The sequence below is a fragment of the Candidatus Binatia bacterium genome, from assembly GCA_029243485.1.
In the GTDB taxonomy this organism is placed as follows: domain Bacteria; phylum Desulfobacterota; class Binatia; order UBA12015; family UBA12015; genus VGTG01.
Genome location: JAQWRY010000010.1, coordinates 25587 through 47445 on the forward strand (window position 1 = coordinate 25587; position 21859 = coordinate 47445).

Genomic DNA, 21859 nt, shown 5'->3' on the forward strand with positions numbered 1-21859 from the left:
CGGCAATAGGGATGGTCGCCGGTGAATCCCGAATTAGGTCTTCGATTGGTTGTTGAATCTGGTGTGGGCGTGAGTAGACCCTAGCCGGACTTTACGGCCGGTCAAGAAGTACGATCGTGTAGCGGTCGGCGGTTCTCGAAACGGCTCTGCCGGCTGTCAGCGCTGCGCTGACCGAGGATGGCTTCGTCTTCGTAGACGCGCGGCGATCCAGAGATCCATCTCTTCCCATCGGTTGAAGAGCCATTCGGACTTCGCCTCACGGCTGCTTGGGATTGCGATGGCCGGCACGCGCCAGAAGGCCGCCTTCACGCGACTCCCGACGAGACTCCCCGAGAGGAGATCGGTGAGGCGCATGGTGCCCTCGAGTCCCTCGTGCGCGCAGAAGACGACATCGGTTTCGGGGCATTCCTCGAGCAGGGCGAGAGAGCCGCCGAGTCGGGGCGGGAGAAGGTTCTCCAGTGCGCGGGCGCGCGCGAGAAGAACCGTGTCGCCGCGCGCTTCGATCCGTGCAAGCACCGCCTTGCGGCGTTCTGGTGTGAAGCGTGTTCCTTCCGGATAGATGAGCACGCCGTCGCTTGGTCCGAGGTCCTGCGCGAGTCCGCGAATCCTCTGAATCTCCGGCTCGCTGATATTCGCCTCACGCTCGATGAAGCAGTTGGGGAGTCGGTGCCCCACGATGTCGAGACAAGGGTCCCATAGGAGTTCGCGCTTGAGGACGTAGCGAAGACGATGACCATGCGCGGCCGAGAGATAGTGGGCTGCCAGCACTGTGTCGACGACGCTGACGTGACGAACGAAAAGAAGAAAGGGTCCATCGCCGCGAGGGACTACCTCGCTCCCTTCTACGTCGACGCAGAACCCGAGCAGGACGCGGCCCCCGGTGAGGAGGGTGGAGGCCCACCAGGATTGCAGGCGAAAATGAGCATCGACCCAAGCCGGACCCGCTCTTCCCGTCGTGAGGCCGAAACGTAGCCACAACCACCCGCTCCCGAGGATGCCGAAGGTTTCGCATCCGAAGTAGTGGACGAGGAATACAACTCCTCGCGTCATCGCGAAGCGGCTTCCCCGGACGATGTCTGCGGCGGCGCACAGCGGGAGGAGGAGTGGAAGAGAAACGAGGCCCAGGAGGAAGGAAAGGATGAACAGGGGCACCGTCACGAACCGGCGCATGGCTCGTGTTACGCGATCCGACATTCAGCCGCCCGCAACGACAGGGAAAAAAGCTGGCCAGACCAGCGCGTCGAGCACTGCGGTTTGGAAGGAGAAGAGTAGGGCTCCAAGGATGGCAAGCGCCCGCGCCCCACGCGCGCCGGACGGCGCGGCCGTGGCGATCGACGCGATCAATGCGAGGGAGGCTACTCCGACCACGGTGAGCACGATTCGAATCGAAAGCCACAAAGCCGAGTTGGGTGTTTCGATCATCTGGAAAGTGAGAGGCATCCACAGCGCGGAGGGAATGAGAATCGCCGCGTAGATGGCACTGAACGCTCGGAATCCGAATCGGCCAAAGATCCGCACGTTCGAAGTATCGAGTGAGAACAGGATGTAACCCGTGAAGAGAAAGTACCCCACGGCCGCGAGCAGCATTGAGATCGTGTAGAGCGGCTGGAGGCCCTCCGGCACCCCGCCCCATACCGCTCCCGAACTCTCGGGGTGTGTTGCGATGCCGACGACGTAGCTTGCGAGCACTGCGACCCCGCCGATGATGTTCAGGGCAATGAACATCCTTTGGTGCGTCGCGCTCGAGAGCGCTTGGGATCCTTGCAGAGGTTTGGTCGCTGCACTCATGATACCCCCAGGAGTTCGTTTTTCAGAGGCGCGTCGAGCGGATCCTCGCCGAGCCAGATGTCGAAGAGGGATGATGCGAAATCCTCTCCCTGGATAACGCCTAGGCGCTCGCCGTTGAGAGATAGCTCGGTTCCCACGTCCGGCATGTAGGTGATGGCGTATCGGTCGCCGGGTTCCACGTCGCGGTAGAGTTCGTTCGAGCGCTCGATACGGACCTCGAGTTCGAGGTACGTGGCTTCGTCCACGTTTCTGGTGATGCCTTTGCGTGTTGCGTCTGCAAATCCCGCCGCGGGTATGGACCAGAAGTACTCGAGCTCCAGCCGGCGGCCGGCGGTCTCATCGATCGCCGCGGCGACGGCGCCGCGAAGAGAACCCCGATCTATCGATTTCTTGCAGTGCATGCCCCAACCCTACGGCTGGCCAAACTTCTGTCGAGCAATTATCTAGACAGAAGCCAGACAGCAATAATAGCCTATGACGGAAGGCACAACTTATTCCCAATTCTGTTGAGCCGACCTACCCGGTTCGGGTCGTGGTCGAAGCGACGGGGATCTCGGAACACGTGCTCCGCGCCTGGGAGCGGCGGCATTCGATAGTGCGACCGCGAAGAGGCCGATGCCCCACCAGAGGGTGAAGTCGCCGGGGTAGTTGGGGTGACGGGTCCACGCCCGGAGGCCTCGATCCATCCGAGGTGCAGTGCCCGAGTCGGTCATCACGGCTTGCAGGGGGAAGGATACGACCCACATCAGCACTCCCTGGGGTCCAAAGACGGTCACGAGACCTCGGAGTGAAAACCCATCCGGGTCGCGCTTGCGCATTGCCTGATACCGCTCGTCTTCGCCGTGACCGGCATTGCGCCACAAAAGCTACGCGCCCAACCGCGCTCCCCCCCCCCAGGCCGTCGTGCAGGCGGGCGAGATCGTCGCGCGGGTATGGTCGTCCCCGCCCAGAGGGAAGGTGACCCACCCTATGAGGACGAAGCCAGGCTCTCAGAAGATGTCGGCGATGCTTGCGTCCTTCAGGCGCAGGCTGGCCAGCGACAGGAAGAACAACGCGGTGAGGGCCGCGGCTAGTCCGGAAAGAGAAGTCGCGATCGCGCTACTCATAGGAGATCATACTAGTCCGGGATCGTCCGAGCGCGATCGATTTACTGTTGTCTCGACGAGATGTGCCTGTAACTTTGGAGTGTGGGACAATGGTCGAGTTCGACGCGCATCATGAAGAGGGCTGGCGAACCCGTTTCGGGGAACCGCGACGGGCAGGGATGGTTCGTGTTGCGACGAGCTAGCTTGCTCCTGGTCGTTCTGGCATTGCTTGCGTCGGGCCGAGTCGGCTGGGCGGACGGCGAAGCCGCCGATTGGAGAACGGCAATTTCGCAGGCGGACGCTGCCTACGATCGCCGCGGAAGCGACGTCGACTCGGATCGGCGCGCGGCGCCCGGACCCATCGCGAGGGCAATCGGCCTTTACGAACGGGTTTTGACTGAACGTCCTCTCGACTTGGAGGTTCGTTGGCGGCTTCTCCGCGCTCTGTACTTCGCGGGCGATCACTCGAGCGAGTCCAGAGAGGAACGAAAAGATCGGCTCGAGCATGCGCGGGAGGTCGGGCGCATCGGGATGGATCAGCTTGCTGCCGAACTTGGGGATGGCACGCACCTCGAAGACCTCGAGCCCGACGAGATCGAGGCGAGTGTCCCTGCGGGGCGGCGGCAACAGGTCGCGGCCATCTACTACTGGACAGCCGTTTCCTGGGGGGCGCTCTCGCAGCTGACCGGCACGCTGAGCGCGATCGGCGATGGCGTGGCGAATCGCCTGTACGATTTTACCAAGGTCGTGATCACGCTCGATCCCGGCTACGAGCTAGGCGGCGCACACCGCCTCCGGTCGTATCTTCACGCCACGGTCCCGAGCATTCCCTTCATTTCGGGCTGGATCGAAACGGATCTGGCGGTCTCTGAGTCCGAGAAGGCGCTCGCGTTCGATGCTGAGGATCGAGGCAACCGTGTCATCTACGGAGTGGCTCTTCTGGAGACGCGTGACGAGGCTCGCGAAGAGGCACTGAGCATTCTCCGCGACATCGCTGCTCTCGAACCCCGCGAGGAGACGCGGTCGGAAGACCTGTCGATCCGCGCGCTCGCGCTGGAGAAGGTAGGCGAGGATCCGTCGTCGCCCTATGGCGCCCGGTCGCCAGATGTCGATGGTACGGGTCGCGTGTACATGGGCCGTGAAGTGTCGCTCGTGATGGGGCACGGAGCGGCGGGATGGTTGGAGAGACCCGAACGTTCGGACGAAGAGATGCCGGACCGGCTCGTGCGGGAGCTGCAGCTCGCCCCGGACGCGGTTGTCGCCGACATTGGTGCGGGCACCGGGTACTTCAGCTTCCGTCTGGCCGACGTGGTGCCCGAGGGGGAGGTTCTCGCCGTCGACATCCAGCCGCAGATGCTCGAGATCATCGATCGGCGGATGCGGGTCCTAGGTGTGGAGAACGTTCGAACGATCCTGGGGTCGTCCGTCGACCCAAAGCTTCCCGAAGCCGGTGTGGATGCCGTGCTGTTGGTGGATGCGTACCACGAGTTCTCTCACCCGCAGGAGATGGGCCAGAAGATCGCGGAGGCGCTCGCTCCGGGTGGCCGACTCTATCTCGTCGAGTATCGCGGCGAGGACGACACGATCCCCATCAAGCCGCTCCACAAGATGACGGTGGCTCAGGCCCGAACCGAGTTGGAGGCGGCGGGACTTCGGTGGGTCGGGGTTCGGGATTTTCTCCCAGATCAGCACCTCCTAGTCTTCGAAAAGCCGGTGACAGCGAAGGCGCGGTAGCGCTCGTCCACTCTAGAACTGCCAGGAGACGAAGGCCCCGAGATACGGAATCGAGCTCGTGCCCGACGATCGGAGTTCGTTTCCGTTCGCGTCGGAGAGACGAAGCCGGTTGGCGACGGAGTATCCGCCGAGCACATCCGCTCGCAGATGCTCGCCGAGTCGCCACGTCAGGCGAAGCCACAACGGAACACCCTCGTCCTCGCCGACGCCGCCCTGTCGAATAAACGGCCCGCCGTCGTCGAGGCGGAAACGGCGGAACTCCCATCGCCCGCCGAATGCGAGAGCCCAATCCTCGGTAGGACGCCATGCTAACTCGATTCCGGGCCCCCGGGGGTAGGCGCTGGGCGCGATAGTGTTCGAGAGCACGAACTGCGGGGTGATCTCCCAGTAGACGAAGGGGATGGGCACGATGAGTGGCGACTCCTCGAGTCGGGCGGCGATCAGCAGACCACCACCGAGTCGAAGCCCTGGAGAGAAGGTGTACTGCGCGCCGACGAGGCCGCCCGGGTTGAAGCTCTCGCCGATCGATGCCCCGACTTCGAACGAGAACCGTGCCGTGAACGCCCCGTTCAGCCACCATTTTCCGACTTTTCGTCCAAGGCTCACCGAGCCTGCGAGGCTGTGTACGTCGCCCCACGGCTTTGCATCCGGTGGTGTCGCAACGGGGTTCTCTCCATCGAATGAGTACCAGTCGCCTTGCCACGCGAGCTGCGTCCCGAGGATCAGGCCGGCACCAACCGGAAAACCGAGGCGACCGGCCATGAAGGCCGTATCGGTGGAGAAACGGCCTCCCTCGTCGATCGACGCATCGAACGCGTGGAGGTAGCCGGCCGCCAGAAGAGGGCCGCGGGCCGATCGCGGTGCTGGTTTGTCGTCCCCAGCCGGGCCGGCTGCTGTTTCCGCCGGCGGCACGGCATCGTTCTTCGTCGACGACGGATCGAGGTCGGCACCTCGCACCGAGGTGCTCGCGGCCGGCAGGAGGAGTCCGGCGACGACAGTTGCGCGAAGCAAGAGCCGGATGGAGGACGGCCGGCGGACGGCACGCGCGCTGGGAAACCGCCGGTGCAGGGAGGGGTTTCCGAGATCAGGTCTCATCGGCTGCCTTTGCGGCCTGATCGATTCGGTCGAGCACGATCTGCACCAGTTTGGGATCGAGGCCCAGAGTCTCGGTCACGTGGATGCTCAGGCCCGGATGGCGCTCTCGTGCTTCCTCGGCGAGCCGCGGAAGGTCGTCTCGGGTGTGGCGTCCGGGAAGGAGAAAGAAGGGGTGCAGAAAGATCCGACACGCACCTTCACGGACGCAGCCGTCGATGACCTCGGGGACGCACGGTTCTGACAGTTCCAGGTGGGCGCTGCAAACCAGCCATCCAGGCCGCTGCTCGATCAGCAGAGAGGCCAGCTTGTCGATGTGCCCATTCGCCTCCGGGCGACGGCTGCCGTGGTCCACCAGGACTATCGCATCTCCATCATTCATACGAAGACGATAGAGGATCCCGGAGGGCACGAAAGCGCCAATTTCACGATCTCTCATCTTGCACGATGTCGCGAACGGCCTAGAGCTCGAAGGATGGGTTCTTCGACACGAGTGAACTTTCGGCATGTTCGCGCCTTGCTCACCCTCGGTCTTCTCGGTGCAATCGGATGCACCGGGATCCCCGAGGGTCTCGAGCCCGTCGGGGGGTTCCGAACGGAGCGCTACCTCGGGACGTGGTACGAGATCGCCCGACTCGACCACTCGTTCGAGCGCGGACTGCAGGACGTGTCTGCCACATACTCCGCGCGATCCGGCGGCGGCATTCGAGTGGTCAACCGTGGTTACGACCCTACGGCGTCGGAGTGGCGCGAAGCCGTCGGCCTCGCCTATCCGCTCGGAGATCCCGGGATCGGAAGTCTGAAGGTGAGCTTCTTCGGCCCGTTCTACGGGGGGTATCACGTGATCGCCCTGGATGAGGACTACGGCTGGGCCGTGGTGGTGGGACCGGACCGATCTTATCTCTGGTTCCTCGCTCGGGATCGGTCGTTGACGGCCGAGCGGCGGGAAGCCCTTCTCTCGGTTGCGCGCGACGGGGGCTTCGACGTCGCGGCGCTCGTTTGGGTGGAGCAGGACCGCGACGACCCGGCCCTGGAACAGGACGAGTGAGCGCGACGTTCGGAGCTGTGCGCTAGCCTCGAGAGCCTTGTCGCCGGCAAAATGGCGAGCGACAATGGCGACTGCGCAACTCCCGCGACCTAGCTCGCGAAGGGAAGTGCGCGAGCTGGTCCACCGAACCAATGGAGTCCTGCCGACACACCACCTTAGTGCTCGCCAAAGTCGAGGTGAAGCGGCGGTGCTGCAAGTGCCACCTCTCCCTCTCCACCGAGGAGCTCGGAGATTCGTTCTGCCCGGAATGCTTCGAGTCGAGCGGCCGGCGCAACTACGACTTCGAGGACATCGAAGACGCTTCGGTCGGCGAGCCTCGCTATTTCTGCGAGGACTGCGGAGCTGCCGTCGGCGGTGCCTCCGATGGTTCGTCTTGATCTGCGGCCCGGGCTCAGCTCGTAGGCGCCGCGACCGGATGAAGACACGTGAACGGCGTCCGCACCCGCCGGTCTGGCGTCGCATAGCGCAGGCCCATCGCCACGCGCGTCGTGTCGCTCGGGTTCTGGCTGCCGTGCCAGAGCTTGCCTTTGAAGAGGAGGAACTCGCCGTCATGCACGGCGGGTTGCACGATCCGCGGTTCGAGGTCCGGCATTTCGCGACGGAGAAGCGACAGTACCTGCTCATCGCAGGCGAAGTCCGCCATGCTCATGCCGCCTGAGCTCTGGAAGTCCTCCGGTGTTCGCGGAAATCGGTCGGAGCACGGCATCAGCTTCAGGGCACTGTCGGGTGTCACGTTCTGCACGCCGAGCCACACGCTCACCCCGCTCCAGTAGTCGTACTCCGTGTCCGTGTGCCAGTGCAGGTGGCTCTGGGGGGCTTGCTCGAACCGGATCTCGCCCCACTGCAGAATGTCCTCGCCGAGCAGGTGCGACACGCGGTCGACGAGCTCCGGGCGGATAGAAGTACACGCTGCCCGGACGGCTGATCAGGCGATGGCGCGCGACGATCCCGGCATTCCGTCTGCGCTCTCAGTCAGGCCAACTGCGTCCGCAGATGGAACGACTTGGGTCGGGTCAGCACTTCATAGCCAAGCGACGAAAGCGTGACCCCTCGTCCGGAATCTTTGACGCCGGTCCACGCGAGGCCGGGGTCGAGGTAGTCGCACCGATTGAGGAAAAACGTGCCGGTCTCGATCCGCTGGCCGATCGCGACGGCTGCGTCGCGGTCGTCGGTAAAGACGGCTGCCGTGAGCCCGAAGTCGCTGTCGTTCATGAGGTGCACCGCCTCGTCGTCATCGCGCACCGACATCACTCCGAGGACCGGGCCGAAGCTCTCCTCCCGCATCACGCGCATGTCGTGATTTACGTCGATCAACAGCTGCGGCGAGCAGTATGCGGTGCCCGGGGCCGCCGCGGCGAAGGCGGCGGGGTCGATCAGGGCCTGCGCACCGGCGCTTACTGCTTCTTCCGCTTGTCCGCGGACGAAGTCCGCCGCGGCGGGGCGCACCATGGGCCCCAGAGTCGTCGTCCCCTCGCGCGGGTCTCCGAGCACGTAGCCTTGAATCAAGGAGCGCGCCGACTCCACGTATTCGTCGAACCGAGATGCGTGCACGTACACGCGTTCAATCCCGCAGCAAGACTGTCCGGAGTTGAAGAATGCGCCGTCGACCGTCGTCTCGACGGCGTGCGCCAGGTCGGCGTCCTGCCGCACGTAGGCCGGGTCCTTGCCTCCAAGTTCGAGTCCGATGCCGATGAAGCGTTCGCTGGCCGCGCGTTGCACGGCGCGCCCTCCCGGTACCGAGCCAGTGAACGCAACGAAGTCGACCCGAGCGTCTCCGACGGCGGCGAGTGCGGCGTCATGACTCAAGTGCAGATGCGCTAGCAGGCCGGTAGGGAGTCCCGCGGCTTCGAAGGCGGTGCTGAGCCGCTCGGCGCACAGCGGCGTTTGGGAGGAGTGCTTGAGCACCACCGCGTTCCCGGCGGCAAGTGCGGGGACGATGGCGTTCACGGCAGTCAGGTAAGGGAAGTTCCACGGAGCGAGCACCAGCACGACACCCAGCGGGTCACGTTGGATGAAACGCTCGAACCCAGGCTTCGGTTCGAGCACGACCGGAGCCAGTGCCTGCGGCGCGAGTCGCAGCATCTCTCGAGCGCGCTCCTCGAACCCACCGACCTCGAGGGGGGTGTAGGCGACCGGACGCCCCATCTGGAGTGTCAGCTCTAGAGAGATCTCGTCGCGCTGGGCAACGAACGCATCGACCGCTTTCCCGAGGCGTGCGCAGCGTTCGTCCAGGGGGGTTGCTCGCCATTCCCGTTGCGCGACGCGAGCACGGTCGAGGGTCCGGTCGATGGTTTTCGAGTCTGCAAGCGACCGCTCGACGAAGAGCTGACCATCAATGGGAGAGAAACAGCGAAGCGATCCTGATTGGGAAGCCATGTCGCCGAAGAATCGCTCGGAAACGGTGCTGCGTAAAGTCGGAACGGTTCGCGGCTCGGGTGTCGCCTCGCCTGGGTGTGAGCCTACGTACGCGATCGCCGCGGCCCAGTGCACTGGGCCGTGGACGATGCGGGGCAACGAGTTTCTGGACGGGAAGTACGCGACCAGCATCCAGCCGGATGCAGGAGGCTTCTTCTGTCGGGATTGAGATAGCCAGCGCGTTCCCATTCGCGAGAACTTGGTCCGCAATGACTACGAACCCTGGCAGTACGGTTACGTCCAGCGAACCCCTCGTCGAACCTGGCCCAAGCCCTGCTCGGCCAGAATGTCCGTTGACACGCGTAGCCCGTCCTCACTACCTTAACTCCCTCTGGAACCCGCCTGGGCCGGAGGTGCCCCCAGCTACTTCAAGGTAGGATCTCACCCGTATGACGCGATTCGCTCTTCTCTCTTCCGTCGTCGTTGCCCTCGTATGCTTGCACCCCGTGGCCGCCGCCGCCATCTCTCCTGCGACGACCAATAACGACTTCCTTCTCCCGGGCACGCAGCCGCTCACGGTCGTCGACGACTTCTCGACTTCCGCAGAGTGCGCGGGGTGTCACTCCGGCTTCGGCGATCCCGGCGCCGAGCCCATGCGTGCGTGGGAGGGTTCCATGCTCGCGCAGGCCGGACGCGATCCTCTCCTGTGGGCCGCGCTGGCGATCGCCAACCAGGACGTGCCGGCGTCGGGCGAGACCTGCCTGCGATGCCACTTGCCCAAGGGGTGGCTCGAGGGGCGCTCGGCGAACCCGGATGGTTCTTCCATGACGGCTGACGATCGCGAAGGTGTGCAGTGCGCGGTCTGTCACCGAATGGTCGATCCCTTCGCCGATCCGGCGAACCCCGCAGAGGACGCTGCGATCCTGGCCGGCCTCGCTGCACCGGTACCTGCTTTCGAGAGCGGTATGATGGTGGTCGATTCGTTCGACCGACTGCGCGGCCCGTTGGACCTCATCGGAGATCTGGGAGGAGACCCACACCCGGCGGGGGTCTCAACGCTCGTCTCCCCATTCCATGAGAGCTCGGAGCTCTGCGGCACGTGTCACAACGTGCGCAATCCCGCTTTCACCAAGAACGACGTGACGGGAGAGTGGGAGTTGAATGCGGTCGACACGGCGAGCGCCGAGCCGACCAAGGGTTTCCCGGAGCAGTCGACGTATGACGAATGGGCGAACAGCGAGTATGCGTCTACCGGCGTCTTCGCGCCGGAGTTCGGCGGCAACAAGCAGGTCGTATCGACTTGTCAGGACTGCCACATGGTCGACGTGTCGGGACGCGCTGCGGCGGGTGGCATCGAGCGTGACGACGTGCCGGCCCACGGCTTCGCGGGTGCGAACACGTTCATCCCGTACGTCCTGCCCTTCCATCCCCAGTTCGGGAGCGAGGTCGACGCCGGCCTCTTGCTCGAGGGCGCCGCACGCAACGTCGACATGCTGCGCAAGGCAGCCTCGTTGGAAGCAGGGATCGTTGCCGGCGACCTCGTGGTGCGCGTCACGAACGAGTCCGGCCACAAGCTTCCGACCGGCTACCCCGAAGGCCGCCGGATGTGGCTGCACGTCCAGGCCTTCGATGCCCAGAACAATGTGGTGTTCGAATCCGGAAGCTACACCGACGCGACCGCAACGCTCGAGAGTGACCCGAATATTCACGTGTGGGAATCCGAGATGGGCCTCAGCGCCGCAGTGGCGGCAGTGAACGGGCAGCCGGTCGGCAAGAGCTTCCATCTCGCGCTGAACAACGTTCGGCTGAAGGACAACCGCATTCCGCCGCGAGGTTTCACGAACGCGGCCTTCGAGTTGGTCGACGCAGAGCCCGTCTCCGCTACCTACGCCGACTTCCAATACTGGGACGAGGTCACCTATCCCGTCGGTCCGAGTGCCGTCCAGGCGGGGGTGACGCTCTACTACCAAACGGCATCACGCGAATACGTCGAGTTTCTGGACGCCGAGAACACGACGAACGCAGCCGGTACGATTCTCTACGACCTCTGGGATCAGCACCATCCGTCTTCGCCGGTTGCGATGGCGCAGGCCTTCGTCGGCGTGGGTCCGAAGGCGGTCGCATCCTGCCGGAAGTCGGTGGAGACGGCTCAAGCGAAGTACCGCAAGCGACACTACCGGGCATGGTCACGTTGTTACGAGCGTGAGGTCAGCGGTCTTCCTTGCGATCTCGTCGACACGCTGGTGCGCGTTGATCGCGCGGGCGAGACGCTACGCGAACGGCTCGGTGGTGTGAAGGACGCGAAGTGCGCGGGATCGAGCCTCACGCCGTTGAGCCTCGGGCATGGAACCGTCTGTCCCATGCCGTGTCAGCACATCGTTCTTTTCGACATGGCCGATCTCGCCTCCTGCGCGATCTGTCAGGCCGACGCACTGAACGGCGAAGCACTCGAGGCGGCCTACGGCTCTCAGCCGCAGACGCTGCCGAACGTCCTGCTCCCGACGGAGCGTGCGTGCCAGGCGTCGCTCGACAAGGCGGCGAGCATCCACAGCCACAAGTGGATGCGTGTCGTCGCCCGCTGCGAGCGAGACAATGCTTCCGGGAAGAACGCGCCCGCCCTGGACTGCTCTGTCGAGCCCGCCGGCAAACTCCAGGCGGTCAAGGGCAAGGCCGCGAACCGCGTCGCGAAGTGTGACGACTTGGGCAGCATCCCGGGCTGCGCAACCGCTGGGAGCTTGGTGGCGGTTGAGGCGTGCCTCGAGACGGCGATCGGCCCGGCGATCGCGGACTACACGAACGTCGCGTACCCCTGACGGTTGGCCGGGAGGCTGAGGATGCGCCTCTGGGTCCGACGAGAGCGAGCGTCACTCCGATGCCGCGCCCCGTTCTCGGTCATTGGCGCGTGAGGTGAACTGCTAGCTGCCGCTTCAAGCCCTCCGGCGCGATGTGGGTCTCGAGAAAGAGGTGGACTTCGTGGGGTCCGTTGCGTTCGAGGGCGTGGTTGAGAGATAGCGCACCGCGTATTTCTTCGTCCTTTCCGCCGTGGCATCACGCCCAATTGCGTCATCGAGGCGATGGCCATGGAGCTGCCGGTCGTGAGCAGTCGCTCGGGCGCCATTCCCGAACTGGTCGAGGACGACGTGAACGGGATTCTCGTACTGCCGGGCGACGGTCACGGCGGCGATCCTGCGGTTGGCGGGCGACCCCGCGCTACGACGTCGCTTCGGCGAGGCGGGTCGCCGAAGGGCGGAGGAGCGTTTCGACCTGAGCTGGAACGTGCGGGCGTAAGTGGAAGTTTTTCGATCCTGAAAGATTCTGACGTGGTGCGGCAGCTCAGGCGTGGCCCTCGGTCCTGAGATCCCGACAGAGCGCGAGGAGTACGTCGATCTACGCGAGTGCCCGCGGCCCGGCATCGGGATATCGCGCGAGGATCTCATCCGCACGCCGACATGACACCGAGTGTCTACGCCCCGGCGCTCGCGCTCGTCACACGAACCGGAACACTCTGCCCCTTGTCCAGCATCGCCGCCGGAAGATCATTCGTATGCGTGAGCGTCCTCCTGCGGAACGGGCTCGCAAGCAACTCGAGGATGTCCGACGTCTTCATGTACCGGGAGAAGTTTCGCAGAAGCTTGAACGTCTTCCGTGGCCGCAGAAAGATCCTCTTTGCGAACAGAATCGCGTAGCCCTTCTGTCGCGCCCGATTAATGACCTCACCGGGGAGCACACGGGAGTCGATGTCCGAGCACTTGAACCACTTATACCAGTCGCGCTTGTCGTCGATGATCCCGAGGTCGAGGTACTCGCGCCAGAGTGGCGTGCCCCGGTAGGCGCAAAGACGGTTGAAGCCGAACGTGTCGAGTTCGAGCTTGGCCGCGAACCGGAAGCTCTCGACGATGTCCTCCTCGGTCTCGTCGGGTGAGCCGAGGAGGAAGAAGCCGTGGCACGTTTCGATCCCGTTGCGCTTCGCTTCGCGGACGGCGTTCTCGCACTGCTCGAGAGTCTGGCTCTTCTTGAGACGATCGAGGACTTTCTGCGTGCCCGCTTCGATTCCGAACGCGAGGAAGCCGCAGTTTGCGCGTCCCATGATCGGAAACTGATCGACGGCGACGGAGTCCACGCGTCCTTCGCAGCCCCAGCGGATCTCCAGCTTGCGATCGATGATGCCCTGGCAGATCTCGTTGATGCGTTTGCGCTTCAGAAGGAAGTGATCGTCCGTCAGGTAGACCGAGCGGTAGCCCTGATCGTTCAGTTGCTGCAGTTCGCCGAGCACGTGCTCGGCCGAGCGGCAGCGCCACTTTCCATCCGCCAGCGCCGGGATGTCGCAGTACACGCAGGGGTAAGGGCAACCGCGGGAGCTCTGCATCGTGCAGAACTTGTCGAGCGAGAGCACGGTGGGGACGTCCAGCGGCATCGACTCGATGTAGTCGATGGGGAGCGACATGCGGTCGGGGTAGGGGAAGCGGTCGAGATCTTTCAGGATCGGTCGGGGCGGATTCTCGACGATGTCGTCCCCGTTGCGCCAGACCAGTCCGTTGACGAGTCCGAGATTCCCCAGGTTGGCGAGGTAGTCGGGCAACAACTCTTCACCTTCGCCGCGTCCGACGGCATCGGCATTCTCGCAGTCGATCAGGCACTGTCGGGTATTCATCGACGCGAAGACGCCGCCGAGAATGATCGGCGTATCCGGCGCGGCGCGCTTCAGGCGCGCGGCCATTTGCTTCGTCGTCGGGTACGAAGTCGTCGACAAGAACGAGAGCGCGATGACGTCGGGATTCTCTTCGACGACGGCCTCGGCAATGTTCTCTTCCTTCATCTCCGGATGACAGGTGTCGAACATGCGGACTTCGTGTCCGGCTTCGCGCAGGACGGGCGCGAGGGTTTCGATTCCGAGAGGCGGGAAGGCCATGACCTTGACGCGCCCCTCCTCAGATTCCCCGCCGCCGAGCTCTGCCGGCAACATGCGATAGAAATCCTCGTCGCGGACGTAAATCAGGAAGACCTTCATGTTTGATCCCTACAGGGTTCTGACCCAAGCACCACTGCCCAACTATCGAATTCTCGCTCGGGTTGAGACATTCTTCCTCCTAAAAGGACCCTCATAGAGGCCCCGAAAGGCAGGATTCTCTCTGGCCCGGCAACGAAATCATCGCGAAACGAGCCGCTCGGAGCGGGTCGAAGGCCGGTCCGCCCTACTGCTGCAACGCCCAGCGAGGAGCCCCGCGCATACACACGCTCCTCGAGAGGGGAAGGCAGCATCGCTCATTGCTTCGGAGCCGGAGCGCGAAGAAATATTCCCGAAAAAAAGAAATCGACGGGGACTCGACAGTCTTTTGCGCCGCGAAGCGGCTCCGAGCCGAGCCGAACCCGTCACGCCCGCGCCGCGCCACCCTCTCATCTCGATCCTTTGTATTGCAGGCGGACCGGTCCTATCCCCTCGCCAGGACCGAAGCGGAGTACGACAATGCCGGCCGCGAAGCCGGACCCGGCCTGGTAGTCTGCGCGCATGCGCTCTGGACTCCGGGGACGGTTCTTACTGTTCGTCGCCTCGACCGCCCTCACGCTGCTGTCCCTCGAAGTCGTTTTTCGTGTGGTCGCGTGGCGCGAGGACCGACGCGCCCTGGAGTTCGCTCTTGCGAATCCGGCTCCCCTTCCGACCGACCGATCTGCCTGGTTGCGGGAGATTCTGCAGATCAGTGCCGATGATCGCATCGTCTACGAGCTTCGTCCGGCCATCGAGGATGTCTCCTTCGTTGGCGCTTCCCTCTCTACCAACGAGCGCGGCTTTCGTGGACCCGAGGTCACGACGCCGAAGCCCAGGGGCTGGAAACGGATCGTCGGGATCGGGGATTCCACGCAGTTCGGTTGGGGGGTCGAGCGAGAGGAAGCCTATCTCGAGCTCCTCGCACGCGGCCTCAGTTCGCAAGGGGGCCAACACTGGGACGCCGTCAATACGGGTGTCCCCGGCTACAATACGGTCATGGAGGTTCGGACGCTGCGTGAGAAGGCGCTCGATCTCGAGCCCGATCTCGTCGTGCTTGGCTTGGTCGCGAATGATCTGCAGCTGCCGAATTTCATCCGTGCCCGGTCGGATGTCTTCGCGCTGAATGAGTCGTTCCTGCTCAGGGTCGCGCGCGAGGGTCTCGATGCGGGAACTGCCGCGGCTCCGAAGGGCCTCGTCGACTCGCCGCGCGAAGGCGATGGCGGCTTCGGGTTCGAGAGCGATCCGCACCGGGTGCCACCGCAGTACGAAGACATGGTGGGTTGGGCGCCCTTTGAGGCCGCGCTCGACGAGCTCGCGGAGATGCGTGACGCGCATGGCTTCGACGTGGTGGCGGTGAGCCTTTGGAAGGTGGCGCCTCTGGATCGGATGCTCGCGGCATGCGAAGCCCGCGGCTTTACGACCGTGCTCGCGGAGCCGGCCATCGGCGGGTACATCCGCGCTAACGACCTCGAGCACTACCAGGAGTCCGAGATGACGGTGTCGCTGACGGATCCGCACCCTTCCGCCATCACTCACGGTCTGATCGCCGAAGTCCTTCTGGACCGAATCGCGACGGCGCGAGGCCACTAGCAGCGGCGGCGGTGGAGCGGAAGGCCCGTTGGCGTTTCGACGGCGTCGGGTGGTCGATTGAGCTCCTCCACAACCGTTCCCCCGCTTCGATTGGTCCGCATGGCAGGCGAGCGCTAGGATAACGAGTGCCGTTCGCGAAACGCCGTAGCGTTTAGGAGACCGTCCCGTGGGAAGCCTCTCGACACACCAAATCGATCACTATTGGGAGCACGGCTACGTCGTGGTGCCCGGCGTTCTCGAACCGGACCAGATCGAGCGTTACCTCTCGCGTGCCAAAGAGATCGCACGCGGTGATTTCCCAGACGGCGCTGCGAACCGTCTCGTGAAGGACATCCAGTTCGCGAAGGGCGAGCTGCCGATGCCCGACGATCCCGAGCACGCGCTCTGGAAGATCATCAACCCCGATCGCTTCGATACGACGATGGCCGAGTGCCTGCGCTTCCCACGTGTCCTCGAGGCCGTTTCCAGCCTGATCGGCGAGGACCTTCTCGCCTTTCTCTTGATGTTCATCTACAAGCCGCCCGGCGTCGCGCAGTCCGTGCATCCGTTCCACCAGGACGCTGCGTACTTCCCGTTCCGTCCGCAGAAGCAGTGCGTCGGGGTGTGGATCCCTCTCGACCCGGTCTCCGAGGCGAACGGTGGACTCACGATCGTTCCCGGCTCGCACCGGCTTCCCATTCAGCAGCACGAGATCAAGGAAGGCATCAATTTCGGAGCGCTCGCGGCGGCCGGGATCGAAGGAAACGACGCGTATCACGCCGAGGCGATCACACTGGAGCTTCGGCCTGGTGACTGTGTTCTCTTCAGTACCAAGATGCTCCACCGAACCGGCGGCAACCGAACCACCGAACATCGGCGCGTGGTGACGCTGCACATGGCGAGCGCGAAGTGCGTGCCGCTCGGACCGCAGCTGAGTGAGTACGGGTTTACTTCGGTGCAGGGCGAGACGTTCGAGGGATGTCTGCAGCCAGTGGGAGATCCGGCGCTGGCGCTCCTGAACTCGCGCGTCTGAGTGCCGCTCAGTCCTCGTCCCAGCCGGGTGCATCCCCGAGCGGTCGCGCGGGGACGATGAAAATCCCGTCGGCCTCGGCGCACAGTGCTTTGCCCGCCCAGATCTCGGCTTTCGACGCGATCTTCCGGCCCACGCGTTCGTCGGTACGGACCTCGAATCGCAGGTTCGTGCAGAGCGGCGTCGGTTGTCGGTACCGGATCGTGAGAGTCCCGGTCATTCCGGGAATGCCGACGTTCAGGTTGTGTTGGCCCATGATGCAGTCGAGGAGATGGGCGACGTAGCCACCGTGCACGCAGCCGGGCGGACCTTCCCACGCGATGTCCAGATTCACGCGACCGGTGGTGATACCCTCGGACGTCGCCAGGTCGATTGGCATCGTCATCGGATGGTGCGGGCCGCCGAGAACGCCGGACACGTAGAACGGTCTCCCGGCCGGTGGATCTGCCGGACGGCCCAGGTTGAGGCCCACAAGTCGCGCGTGGGGCGCAAGTCGCGCGCGGATCGCGTCGATCTGCTCGGCTGCCCACGCGACGTCGGTTTCGAAGTCTTTCGCCCCGTCCACCGTCCGAAGGATTTGCTCGATCAGCGCGTGCGTTTCGGTGGCGAGCGGTGAAAGCGCCCCGGGTGCGGTTCGCATGACCTCCGATACTCGCGCGGCGGCGCGCTCGTCACTGTCCATGAAGCAGACTCGTACGGAGCGGCGTGCGGCCGGTCAACGGGGCTCTGGTTCCCTCGATCTCCGAGACTCCCTGTCGAGGCGCTTTGGGCCGTGACCTCGAGGTGCGCAGGCCGGGCTCGTTCGAGATCGTAGACCTCGACACCGCCGTGCTCGTAAACCAGGGCCGCGCGATTGATCTGCCAGTTCAGTGCTTCCTCGACGCGCGCTCGCTGCCGGAGGTCCGCCGCCCGCGTCACCAACAGCCCTGGAGCCCGATCGACGGCCTGCTCGCGAACCCAGGGGTCTTCTACCCAATCCGAGACGATGGCCCTGCGGTCTGCGATCTCGGGCCAGTGCATCGCGAGATACGACGCGGTCCACCCCATGTCGGTCAGAAGAACGAAGTCATCTTTGAACTCGCTCGACGAGATCCACGACGCGACGTCTCGCATCTCCAAGTGCGGATTACCCGTGATCCACACTCGCGTGTCGTACCGCTCGGTAGGTTCGAAGGAGCCGAGCATGCCGATGAGCAACGTCGCTGCGGCGATTGACCCGATCCCCGGACGAAGGGTCTGAAGCGGAAGCCACATCATCGGGAAGCAGGAGCACGATGCCGAGCACGAGGTACCGCGAGCACATGCTCTCCCCGCGGATCCCGGCGAAGTAGAGGCTCGCGGACCAGAATACGATCACCACTGCCAAGTACAGGACCCATGTGGGCGGAACTCGACGTGCGGGTTGGGCGGCGACCATCACACCGCGCTCCTCTCGCGCAGGCTGAGAAAACGAACAGCCGACCCACGATCCGGTCGACGTCCCGCGATCCGCGCCCGCCCGGGAATCAGTAGAAGCCCCCGGAATGACCGGAGGCCAAGGCGAAACACCGAAGGCTCGCCCGACCAGTTGCGGCGAGAGTAACGATTAACGAAAGCGCTGAGATTAACGAACGTCCCTACTTCGGAGACCGGAGCGACGTCGGGCGAGCTCTGTTGGGCGAAGGGCAGACGCGCGGCGTTTCGTGAGGGGCCTGAGCGATGACAGCCCCCCAAGGACGAGCGGGTCCTCCTAGAACGGGGGTTCTTCCCCCTCGTCGGAGAACCCGGAATCCTCCTTCGCACCGCCACCGCCACCGCCACCGCCCGCGCTCCCATTCAGCTTCTGCACGGTCCAGACGTCGAGCGAGTTGAAGTACTTCACCTCGTTCGTCGGGCTCGTCCACTCGCGGCCACGCAGGCTGAACTCCACGCGGACCTCGTCGCCCTGCTGGAATTCATCGAGCGTCGCGCAGCGGTCGCCCGTCAGCTGGAAGAGCACGTACTGCGGGTATTCGGGGTTGCCTTCCGTCATCTGCACCACGAACTCACGCTTTTTGAAGCGCTCGGTGATCTGCTTGGCGTCGAAGAGTTTGAAGATGGTCCCTGTCGCTTCCAATCCCATCTACGGACCATAAGCATTCCGCACCCGGAATGGCAGTAGGCACTGCGCGCAAAATCTCAATCGCCGAGCTTTACGACGTTCTCCTTGCTCAGTGAGCGCGGCATCAGGCGTCCCGGGCGCGCCTCGTACGTCTGGACCACCATTGCGTCGGGCTCCGGGGCCCAGCTCAGGTGCAACGGCCGCGCGGCGTCGTAGAGGTAGATTCGGTCGTAGGGCAGATTCTTGGTGGCCACGCGACGCCGCCGAACTCATTCTCCAGCGGGCCAGGCAGCTCTTCGTCGAGCGGCGCCATCGCAGCCCAGGTCTCTGGCGGCTCGGGGCGGTTCGCGATGACCTCGTCCTTCGTCGCGAGCACCTGCCAGGTTTCGCAGCAGTGCACAGAGGGGGCGGGTGGAGGTCAGGAGGTTCTCCGGGGTGGGCCGGGTTTTCGTCACGTCGAACCCTAGGACGACTTTAAACGAAAGAGCGAGCGATGGGGCTGCGGTCTCGTTGCATGAACGATCGAATGGCGTATTTTGCGCCTGTGACAGAAAACCAGAACGGACCTTCGCCAGCAGCAGTTGAAGCCGGAGTCGACCTCTTCCGCGTCGGTCTCGCCAACCTCAAGAAGAACTGGGGGTGGTACCTCGCGCTCGGGATCGTCCTGATCGTGCTCGGTACGATCGCGATCAGTTCCTCGCTGCTCATGACGATCGCGTCGATCGTTTTGCTCGGTTGGCTCATGGTCTTCGGCGGCCTGGCCGAGGCGATCCATGCGTTCTGGCGGAAGGACTGGGGTGGCTTCTTTCTCGATCTCCTCGGAGGCGTTCTCTACTTCGTCGTCGGCGGGATGCTCCTCGCGAATCCGGCGGCGAGTGCGGTGGCTCTGACGCTGATCATCGCGATGTTCCTGATCATCGGCGGCATCTTCCGCATCGTGGCAGCGCTCGCCGGCAAACCCCCGCACTGGGGTTGGGTCCTGCTGAGCGGCGGGATGAGCCTCGCCCTCGGGCTCATGATTTGGGCAGAGTGGCCCGTGTCGGGCCTCTGGGTCATCGGGCTCTTTGTCGGCATCGAGATGCTCTTCAACGGATGGTCCCTCGTGATGTTGTCCCTATCCGCGAAGAACCTCCCGGACGTCGACGATTCCGCGGCCGCACCGACCGCCGGCTGACGGAGGTCCGCAGTCGCTCATTCCACCTCCAACACCATCTCGATCTCTACACTGATGTCGAATGGCAACTCCGCCATCCCCGCCGCCGACCGCGTATGCGGCCCGGCCTCGCCGAAGATCTTCACGAGCACGTCCGAAGCCCCTTCGATCACCGCAGGCGTTTGATTGAACCCGGGCGACGTGTTCACCATCCCGAACACTTTCACAACCCGCTTCACACGGTCGAGTGATGTTTCGCCGCCGACCTTTCCCGTGATGATCTCGCCTTTCGACGTCGGGCCGTGTCCGCCCACGTACAAGAGATTCCCCACCTGTTTGCAGCCGAGGTAGTTCCCGACGGGGAGGAAAACCTCCAGTAGCTCGATCCCGACCTCCGTCAATTGCGCTTCTGTTCCAGCGGGCATTCTGCGTCCTCCTGTCGATCCGGGAAGCGGGCGCGGCGAGCACGTCGTGATCGCCCGCGGTGGGATCGTCGGTCGCACGGCGGCCTACGAGCTGCTCTCGAAGAAGAGCGACCATCGCGTCACGATCCCCGAAGCCAATGATCGGCTCGGTGGTCGCAATCATACCGAACGGAACGGCGACACGGTCGTCGAAGAGACGAAGGAGCGCGGCACGATCGTGCAGACGTGCACCTTTCAGCCCGAGAAGAACGAGCCGTACCTGAATACCGGACCGGGGCGAGTTCTTGCCGTAGGAGCGACTTGATTCGGCTCGGCAGGGAGCTCGGGAGATGGCCGGAGACGAGTTCGCCGACGGTCTCGGTCACGGCATCACCATCGCATGGCAGAACGTGCCGCACATCGGCGGCGTCTGGGCGCAGTGGGGGAACGTCGCGGCGGACGTGACGACCGGCCAGTTCCTGGACGTCCACAACACCCTTGCGGCCGGGAATCGCGCGTCGACCTCGCAGCTGCCCAGGCATCTGAGTGGTCTCGGCGAGGGTCAAAGATCGAAGTAGACACGCCCGACAGGCCACGTACTCTGTCGGGAGGTGTCTAGATGAATCGTCAAAGCCAGTTCGCCCTCTCCCTTGTCGTCGTCGCCTCGCTGGCGGTCGGCGCGCTCACGTTTTTTTCCGAAGATCCGGCTGAGACCGGTGGGGTTGCCGAGCCGGGCACTCCCGCGGCCCGCGAGGCTTCCGCGAGGTCTCCGGCAGGCACGGTCGAAGACTACGCAGCGCGAATCCGGGAACTCGCCGACGCTGTCGAGCGCGAGAAGGAAGAGCGCTTGAGCCTCGCGGCTGAAGTCGCGTCTCTCAAGAACGAGCTTGCTCGAGTTCAGGCGAGCGGCGGCACCCGGCAGGTCGCGCATGCCTCCGCGTCGCACGCCGCGGCCGCTCGGGATAAAGTCGACGGGGCCCGCGCGCGCCGGCGGGGCCTCGATGTCGACGCGCTCGTCGTCGCTGGCTTCGATGAAGCGACCGTTCGGGAGTTCAAGGAGGACGCCGATCAGCGCGAGCTCGACCGACTCTACCTCCGCGACATCGCGTCGCGAGAAGGTTGGCTCAACTCGCAGCGATTTCGTGAGGAGACCGAAGCTCTCCGCGTCGACGGTCCGTCGACGCGCGACGAGTACGGCGACGAGTTCTACGACTGGATGCTCTATACGACCGGTCACCAGAATCGGGTCGAGGTCGCCGACGTGATGGGTGGCTCGGCGGCCGCGGACGTCGGTGTGCAGCCGGGCGATTACGTGATCAGCTATGACGGGCAGAGGATTTTCAGCCCGTCGGATCTGCGCGATGCGACGGTCGGCGGAGAGGTCGGTGAGCTGACGCCGGTCGAGATCATCCGGAACGGTCGGCGCACGCGGCTCATGATTCCGCGAGGACCGCTCGGAGTTCGCGTCGACCTGGCTGCTGCGGAGCCGCAGCGGCCCGGGTGACGGCTTCGGCTCGGGCATTGATGTTCGCCGTCC

General features: G+C 64.3%; 25 protein-coding genes. 12 read left to right on the plus strand and 13 right to left on the minus strand.

The features are described 5' to 3' along the window. Positions 1 to 156: 156 nt before the first annotated feature. From P8R42_05030 to P8R42_05040, 3 genes are read right to left on the minus strand one after another with little or no spacing between them, the layout of a single operon-like run. Positions 157 to 1194: a 1-acyl-sn-glycerol-3-phosphate acyltransferase gene (locus tag P8R42_05030; GenBank protein ID MDG2304010.1), complete on the minus strand. Its 1038-nt coding sequence runs from the start codon at positions 1192 to 1194 to the stop codon at positions 157 to 159. Beyond that, complete coding sequence (locus P8R42_05035; protein ID MDG2304011.1) at positions 1195 to 1788, minus strand: hypothetical protein; 594 nt, start codon at positions 1786 to 1788, stop codon at positions 1195 to 1197. Further along, positions 1785 to 2189, minus strand: coding sequence for a chalcone isomerase family protein (locus P8R42_05040; GenBank protein MDG2304012.1), 405 nt, complete (start codon positions 2187 to 2189; stop codon positions 1785 to 1787). The genes P8R42_05035 and P8R42_05040 overlap by 4 nt, the downstream gene beginning before the upstream one ends. An 870-nt stretch (positions 2190 to 3059) precedes the next feature. Between P8R42_05040 and P8R42_05045 the strand changes: the two genes are divergently transcribed. Beyond that, on the plus strand, positions 3060 to 4607 hold the full coding sequence (locus P8R42_05045) for a class I SAM-dependent methyltransferase (protein ID MDG2304013.1): 1548 nt from the start codon (positions 3060 to 3062) through the stop codon (positions 4605 to 4607). Between the two features lie 12 nt (positions 4608 to 4619). Here the strand turns inward: P8R42_05045 and P8R42_05050 are convergent, their stop codons facing one another. Both P8R42_05050 and P8R42_05055 read right to left on the minus strand, forming a co-directional pair. Then, positions 4620 to 5702 carry a hypothetical protein gene (locus P8R42_05050; GenBank protein ID MDG2304014.1) on the minus strand — a complete coding sequence of 361 codons (1083 nt, stop codon included), beginning with the start codon at positions 5700 to 5702 and terminating at the stop codon, positions 4620 to 4622. Next, positions 5692 to 6081 carry a CbiX/SirB N-terminal domain-containing protein gene (locus P8R42_05055; protein MDG2304015.1) on the minus strand — a complete coding sequence of 130 codons (390 nt, stop codon included), beginning with the start codon at positions 6079 to 6081 and terminating at the stop codon, positions 5692 to 5694. Before P8R42_05055 ends, P8R42_05050 begins: the two co-directional genes overlap by 11 nt. 93 nt (positions 6082 to 6174) lie before the next feature. Here P8R42_05055 and P8R42_05060 point away from each other — a divergent pair, with 93 nt between their 5' ends. Then, positions 6175 to 6747, plus strand: a complete 573-nt coding sequence (locus P8R42_05060) for a lipocalin family protein (GenBank protein ID MDG2304016.1) — start codon at positions 6175 to 6177, stop codon at positions 6745 to 6747. Positions 6748 to 6905: 158 nt separating this feature from the next. Then, entirely contained in the window at positions 6906 to 7124 is a 219-nt protein-coding gene (locus P8R42_05065) for a hypothetical protein (protein MDG2304017.1), read from the plus strand. A 14-nt stretch (positions 7125 to 7138) separates the two neighbouring features. Here P8R42_05065 and P8R42_05070 read toward each other — a convergent pair whose 3' ends face one another. Both P8R42_05070 and P8R42_05075 read right to left on the minus strand, forming a co-directional pair. Next, on the minus strand, positions 7139 to 7645 hold the full coding sequence (locus tag P8R42_05070) for a phytanoyl-CoA dioxygenase family protein (protein ID MDG2304018.1): 507 nt from the start codon (positions 7643 to 7645) through the stop codon (positions 7139 to 7141). 74 nt (positions 7646 to 7719) lie between these two features. Further along, on the minus strand, positions 7720 to 9123 hold the full coding sequence (locus P8R42_05075; GenBank protein MDG2304019.1) for an aldehyde dehydrogenase family protein: 1404 nt from the start codon (positions 9121 to 9123) through the stop codon (positions 7720 to 7722). Between P8R42_05075 and P8R42_05080 the strand changes: the two genes are divergently transcribed. The 3 genes from P8R42_05080 to P8R42_05090 all read left to right on the plus strand — a co-directional run bounded on the left by P8R42_05080 (position 9122) and on the right by P8R42_05090 (position 12458). Then, positions 9122 to 9331: a hypothetical protein gene (locus tag P8R42_05080; GenBank protein ID MDG2304020.1), complete on the plus strand. Its 210-nt coding sequence runs from the start codon at positions 9122 to 9124 to the stop codon at positions 9329 to 9331. The two genes, P8R42_05075 and P8R42_05080, sit on opposite strands and share 2 nt — an antisense overlap. A gap of 220 nt (positions 9332 to 9551) precedes the next feature. Further along, the gene (locus P8R42_05085) at positions 9552 to 11915 is read left to right on the plus strand and encodes a multiheme c-type cytochrome (GenBank protein MDG2304021.1); all 2364 of its coding nucleotides are present in this window, start codon (positions 9552 to 9554) and stop codon (positions 11913 to 11915) included. 261 nt (positions 11916 to 12176) lie between these two features. Beyond that, a complete protein-coding gene (locus P8R42_05090; GenBank protein MDG2304022.1) occupies positions 12177 to 12458 on the plus strand; it encodes a hypothetical protein in 282 nt (93 codons plus the stop codon). Positions 12459 to 12565: 107 nt separating this feature from the next. On the opposite strand, the gene P8R42_05095 is transcribed toward P8R42_05090, so the two are convergent. Next, the gene (locus P8R42_05095) at positions 12566 to 14110 is read right to left on the minus strand and encodes a radical SAM protein (protein MDG2304023.1); all 1545 of its coding nucleotides are present in this window, start codon (positions 14108 to 14110) and stop codon (positions 12566 to 12568) included. A 498-nt stretch (positions 14111 to 14608) separates the two neighbouring features. Between P8R42_05095 and P8R42_05100 the strand changes: the two genes are divergently transcribed. Both P8R42_05100 and P8R42_05105 read left to right on the plus strand, forming a co-directional pair. Continuing rightward, positions 14609 to 15676 carry a GDSL-type esterase/lipase family protein gene (locus tag P8R42_05100; GenBank protein ID MDG2304024.1) on the plus strand — a complete coding sequence of 356 codons (1068 nt, stop codon included), beginning with the start codon at positions 14609 to 14611 and terminating at the stop codon, positions 15674 to 15676. 166 nt (positions 15677 to 15842) lie between these two features. Then, positions 15843 to 16688, plus strand: coding sequence for a phytanoyl-CoA dioxygenase family protein (locus tag P8R42_05105; protein ID MDG2304025.1), 846 nt, complete (start codon positions 15843 to 15845; stop codon positions 16686 to 16688). A gap of 7 nt (positions 16689 to 16695) precedes the next feature. Here P8R42_05105 and P8R42_05110 read toward each other — a convergent pair whose 3' ends face one another. The 4 genes from P8R42_05110 to P8R42_05125 form a co-directional block, all read right to left on the minus strand. Further along, on the minus strand, positions 16696 to 17325 hold the full coding sequence (locus tag P8R42_05110) for a PaaI family thioesterase (GenBank protein MDG2304026.1): 630 nt from the start codon (positions 17323 to 17325) through the stop codon (positions 16696 to 16698). Then, positions 17271 to 17939: a hypothetical protein gene (locus tag P8R42_05115; GenBank protein MDG2304027.1), complete on the minus strand. Its 669-nt coding sequence runs from the start codon at positions 17937 to 17939 to the stop codon at positions 17271 to 17273. Before P8R42_05115 ends, P8R42_05110 begins: the two co-directional genes overlap by 55 nt. 475 nt (positions 17940 to 18414) lie before the next feature. Next, positions 18415 to 18786 (minus strand): DUF3127 domain-containing protein, encoded by a 372-nt coding sequence (locus tag P8R42_05120; protein ID MDG2304028.1) that lies wholly within the window; start codon positions 18784 to 18786, stop codon positions 18415 to 18417. A gap of 56 nt (positions 18787 to 18842) precedes the next feature. After that, positions 18843 to 19019: a hypothetical protein gene (locus P8R42_05125; protein MDG2304029.1), complete on the minus strand. Its 177-nt coding sequence runs from the start codon at positions 19017 to 19019 to the stop codon at positions 18843 to 18845. A 260-nt stretch (positions 19020 to 19279) separates the two neighbouring features. Here P8R42_05125 and P8R42_05130 point away from each other — a divergent pair, with 260 nt between their 5' ends. After that, positions 19280 to 19939 carry an HdeD family acid-resistance protein gene (locus tag P8R42_05130; protein MDG2304030.1) on the plus strand — a complete coding sequence of 220 codons (660 nt, stop codon included), beginning with the start codon at positions 19280 to 19282 and terminating at the stop codon, positions 19937 to 19939. A gap of 17 nt (positions 19940 to 19956) precedes the next feature. On the opposite strand, the gene P8R42_05135 is transcribed toward P8R42_05130, so the two are convergent. Next, positions 19957 to 20343 (minus strand): RidA family protein, encoded by a 387-nt coding sequence (locus tag P8R42_05135; GenBank protein MDG2304031.1) that lies wholly within the window; start codon positions 20341 to 20343, stop codon positions 19957 to 19959. 46 nt (positions 20344 to 20389) lie between these two features. Here P8R42_05135 and P8R42_05140 point away from each other — a divergent pair, with 46 nt between their 5' ends. From P8R42_05140 to P8R42_05150, 3 genes are read left to right on the plus strand one after another with little or no spacing between them, the layout of a single operon-like run. Beyond that, a complete protein-coding gene (locus tag P8R42_05140) occupies positions 20390 to 20647 on the plus strand; it encodes an FAD-dependent oxidoreductase (protein ID MDG2304032.1) in 258 nt (85 codons plus the stop codon). A gap of 25 nt (positions 20648 to 20672) precedes the next feature. Further along, a complete protein-coding gene (locus tag P8R42_05145) occupies positions 20673 to 20900 on the plus strand; it encodes a hypothetical protein (protein MDG2304033.1) in 228 nt (75 codons plus the stop codon). Between the two features lie 41 nt (positions 20901 to 20941). Then, positions 20942 to 21826: a PDZ domain-containing protein gene (locus P8R42_05150; GenBank protein MDG2304034.1), complete on the plus strand. Its 885-nt coding sequence runs from the start codon at positions 20942 to 20944 to the stop codon at positions 21824 to 21826. The last annotated feature ends 33 nt before the right edge of the window (positions 21827 to 21859 follow it).

What these genes read in the sequence shown, in the direction of transcription:
- P8R42_05135 (MDG2304031.1), bottom strand. Translation starts at nt 20,343, where the DNA reads ATGCCCGCTGGAACAGAAGCGCAATTGACGGAGGTCGGGATCGAGCTA.
- P8R42_05075 (MDG2304019.1), bottom strand. Translation starts at nt 9,123, where the DNA reads ATGGCTTCCCAATCAGGATCGCTTCGCTGTTTCTCTCCCATTGATGGT.
- P8R42_05145 (MDG2304033.1), top strand. Translation starts at nt 20,673, where the DNA reads ATGGCCGGAGACGAGTTCGCCGACGGTCTCGGTCACGGCATCACCATC.
- P8R42_05130 (MDG2304030.1), top strand. Translation starts at nt 19,280, where the DNA reads ATGAACGATCGAATGGCGTATTTTGCGCCTGTGACAGAAAACCAGAAC.
- P8R42_05150 (MDG2304034.1), top strand. Translation starts at nt 20,942, where the DNA reads ATGAATCGTCAAAGCCAGTTCGCCCTCTCCCTTGTCGTCGTCGCCTCG.
- P8R42_05060 (MDG2304016.1), top strand. Translation starts at nt 6,175, where the DNA reads ATGGGTTCTTCGACACGAGTGAACTTTCGGCATGTTCGCGCCTTGCTC.
- P8R42_05120 (MDG2304028.1), bottom strand. Translation starts at nt 18,786, where the DNA reads ATGGGATTGGAAGCGACAGGGACCATCTTCAAACTCTTCGACGCCAAG.
- P8R42_05110 (MDG2304026.1), bottom strand. Translation starts at nt 17,325, where the DNA reads ATGCGAACCGCACCCGGGGCGCTTTCACCGCTCGCCACCGAAACGCAC.
- P8R42_05055 (MDG2304015.1), bottom strand. Translation starts at nt 6,081, where the DNA reads ATGAATGATGGAGATGCGATAGTCCTGGTGGACCACGGCAGCCGTCGC.
- P8R42_05100 (MDG2304024.1), top strand. Translation starts at nt 14,609, where the DNA reads ATGCGCTCTGGACTCCGGGGACGGTTCTTACTGTTCGTCGCCTCGACC.
- P8R42_05080 (MDG2304020.1), top strand. Translation starts at nt 9,122, where the DNA reads ATGTCGCCGAAGAATCGCTCGGAAACGGTGCTGCGTAAAGTCGGAACG.
- P8R42_05030 (MDG2304010.1), bottom strand. Translation starts at nt 1,194, where the DNA reads ATGTCGGATCGCGTAACACGAGCCATGCGCCGGTTCGTGACGGTGCCC.
- P8R42_05085 (MDG2304021.1), top strand. Translation starts at nt 9,552, where the DNA reads ATGACGCGATTCGCTCTTCTCTCTTCCGTCGTCGTTGCCCTCGTATGC.
- P8R42_05090 (MDG2304022.1), top strand. Translation starts at nt 12,177, where the DNA reads ATGGCCATGGAGCTGCCGGTCGTGAGCAGTCGCTCGGGCGCCATTCCC.
- P8R42_05095 (MDG2304023.1), bottom strand. Translation starts at nt 14,110, where the DNA reads ATGAAGGTCTTCCTGATTTACGTCCGCGACGAGGATTTCTATCGCATG.
- P8R42_05115 (MDG2304027.1), bottom strand. Translation starts at nt 17,939, where the DNA reads ATGTGGCTTCCGCTTCAGACCCTTCGTCCGGGGATCGGGTCAATCGCC.
- P8R42_05040 (MDG2304012.1), bottom strand. Translation starts at nt 2,189, where the DNA reads ATGCACTGCAAGAAATCGATAGATCGGGGTTCTCTTCGCGGCGCCGTC.
- P8R42_05050 (MDG2304014.1), bottom strand. Translation starts at nt 5,702, where the DNA reads ATGAGACCTGATCTCGGAAACCCCTCCCTGCACCGGCGGTTTCCCAGC.
- P8R42_05035 (MDG2304011.1), bottom strand. Translation starts at nt 1,788, where the DNA reads ATGAGTGCAGCGACCAAACCTCTGCAAGGATCCCAAGCGCTCTCGAGC.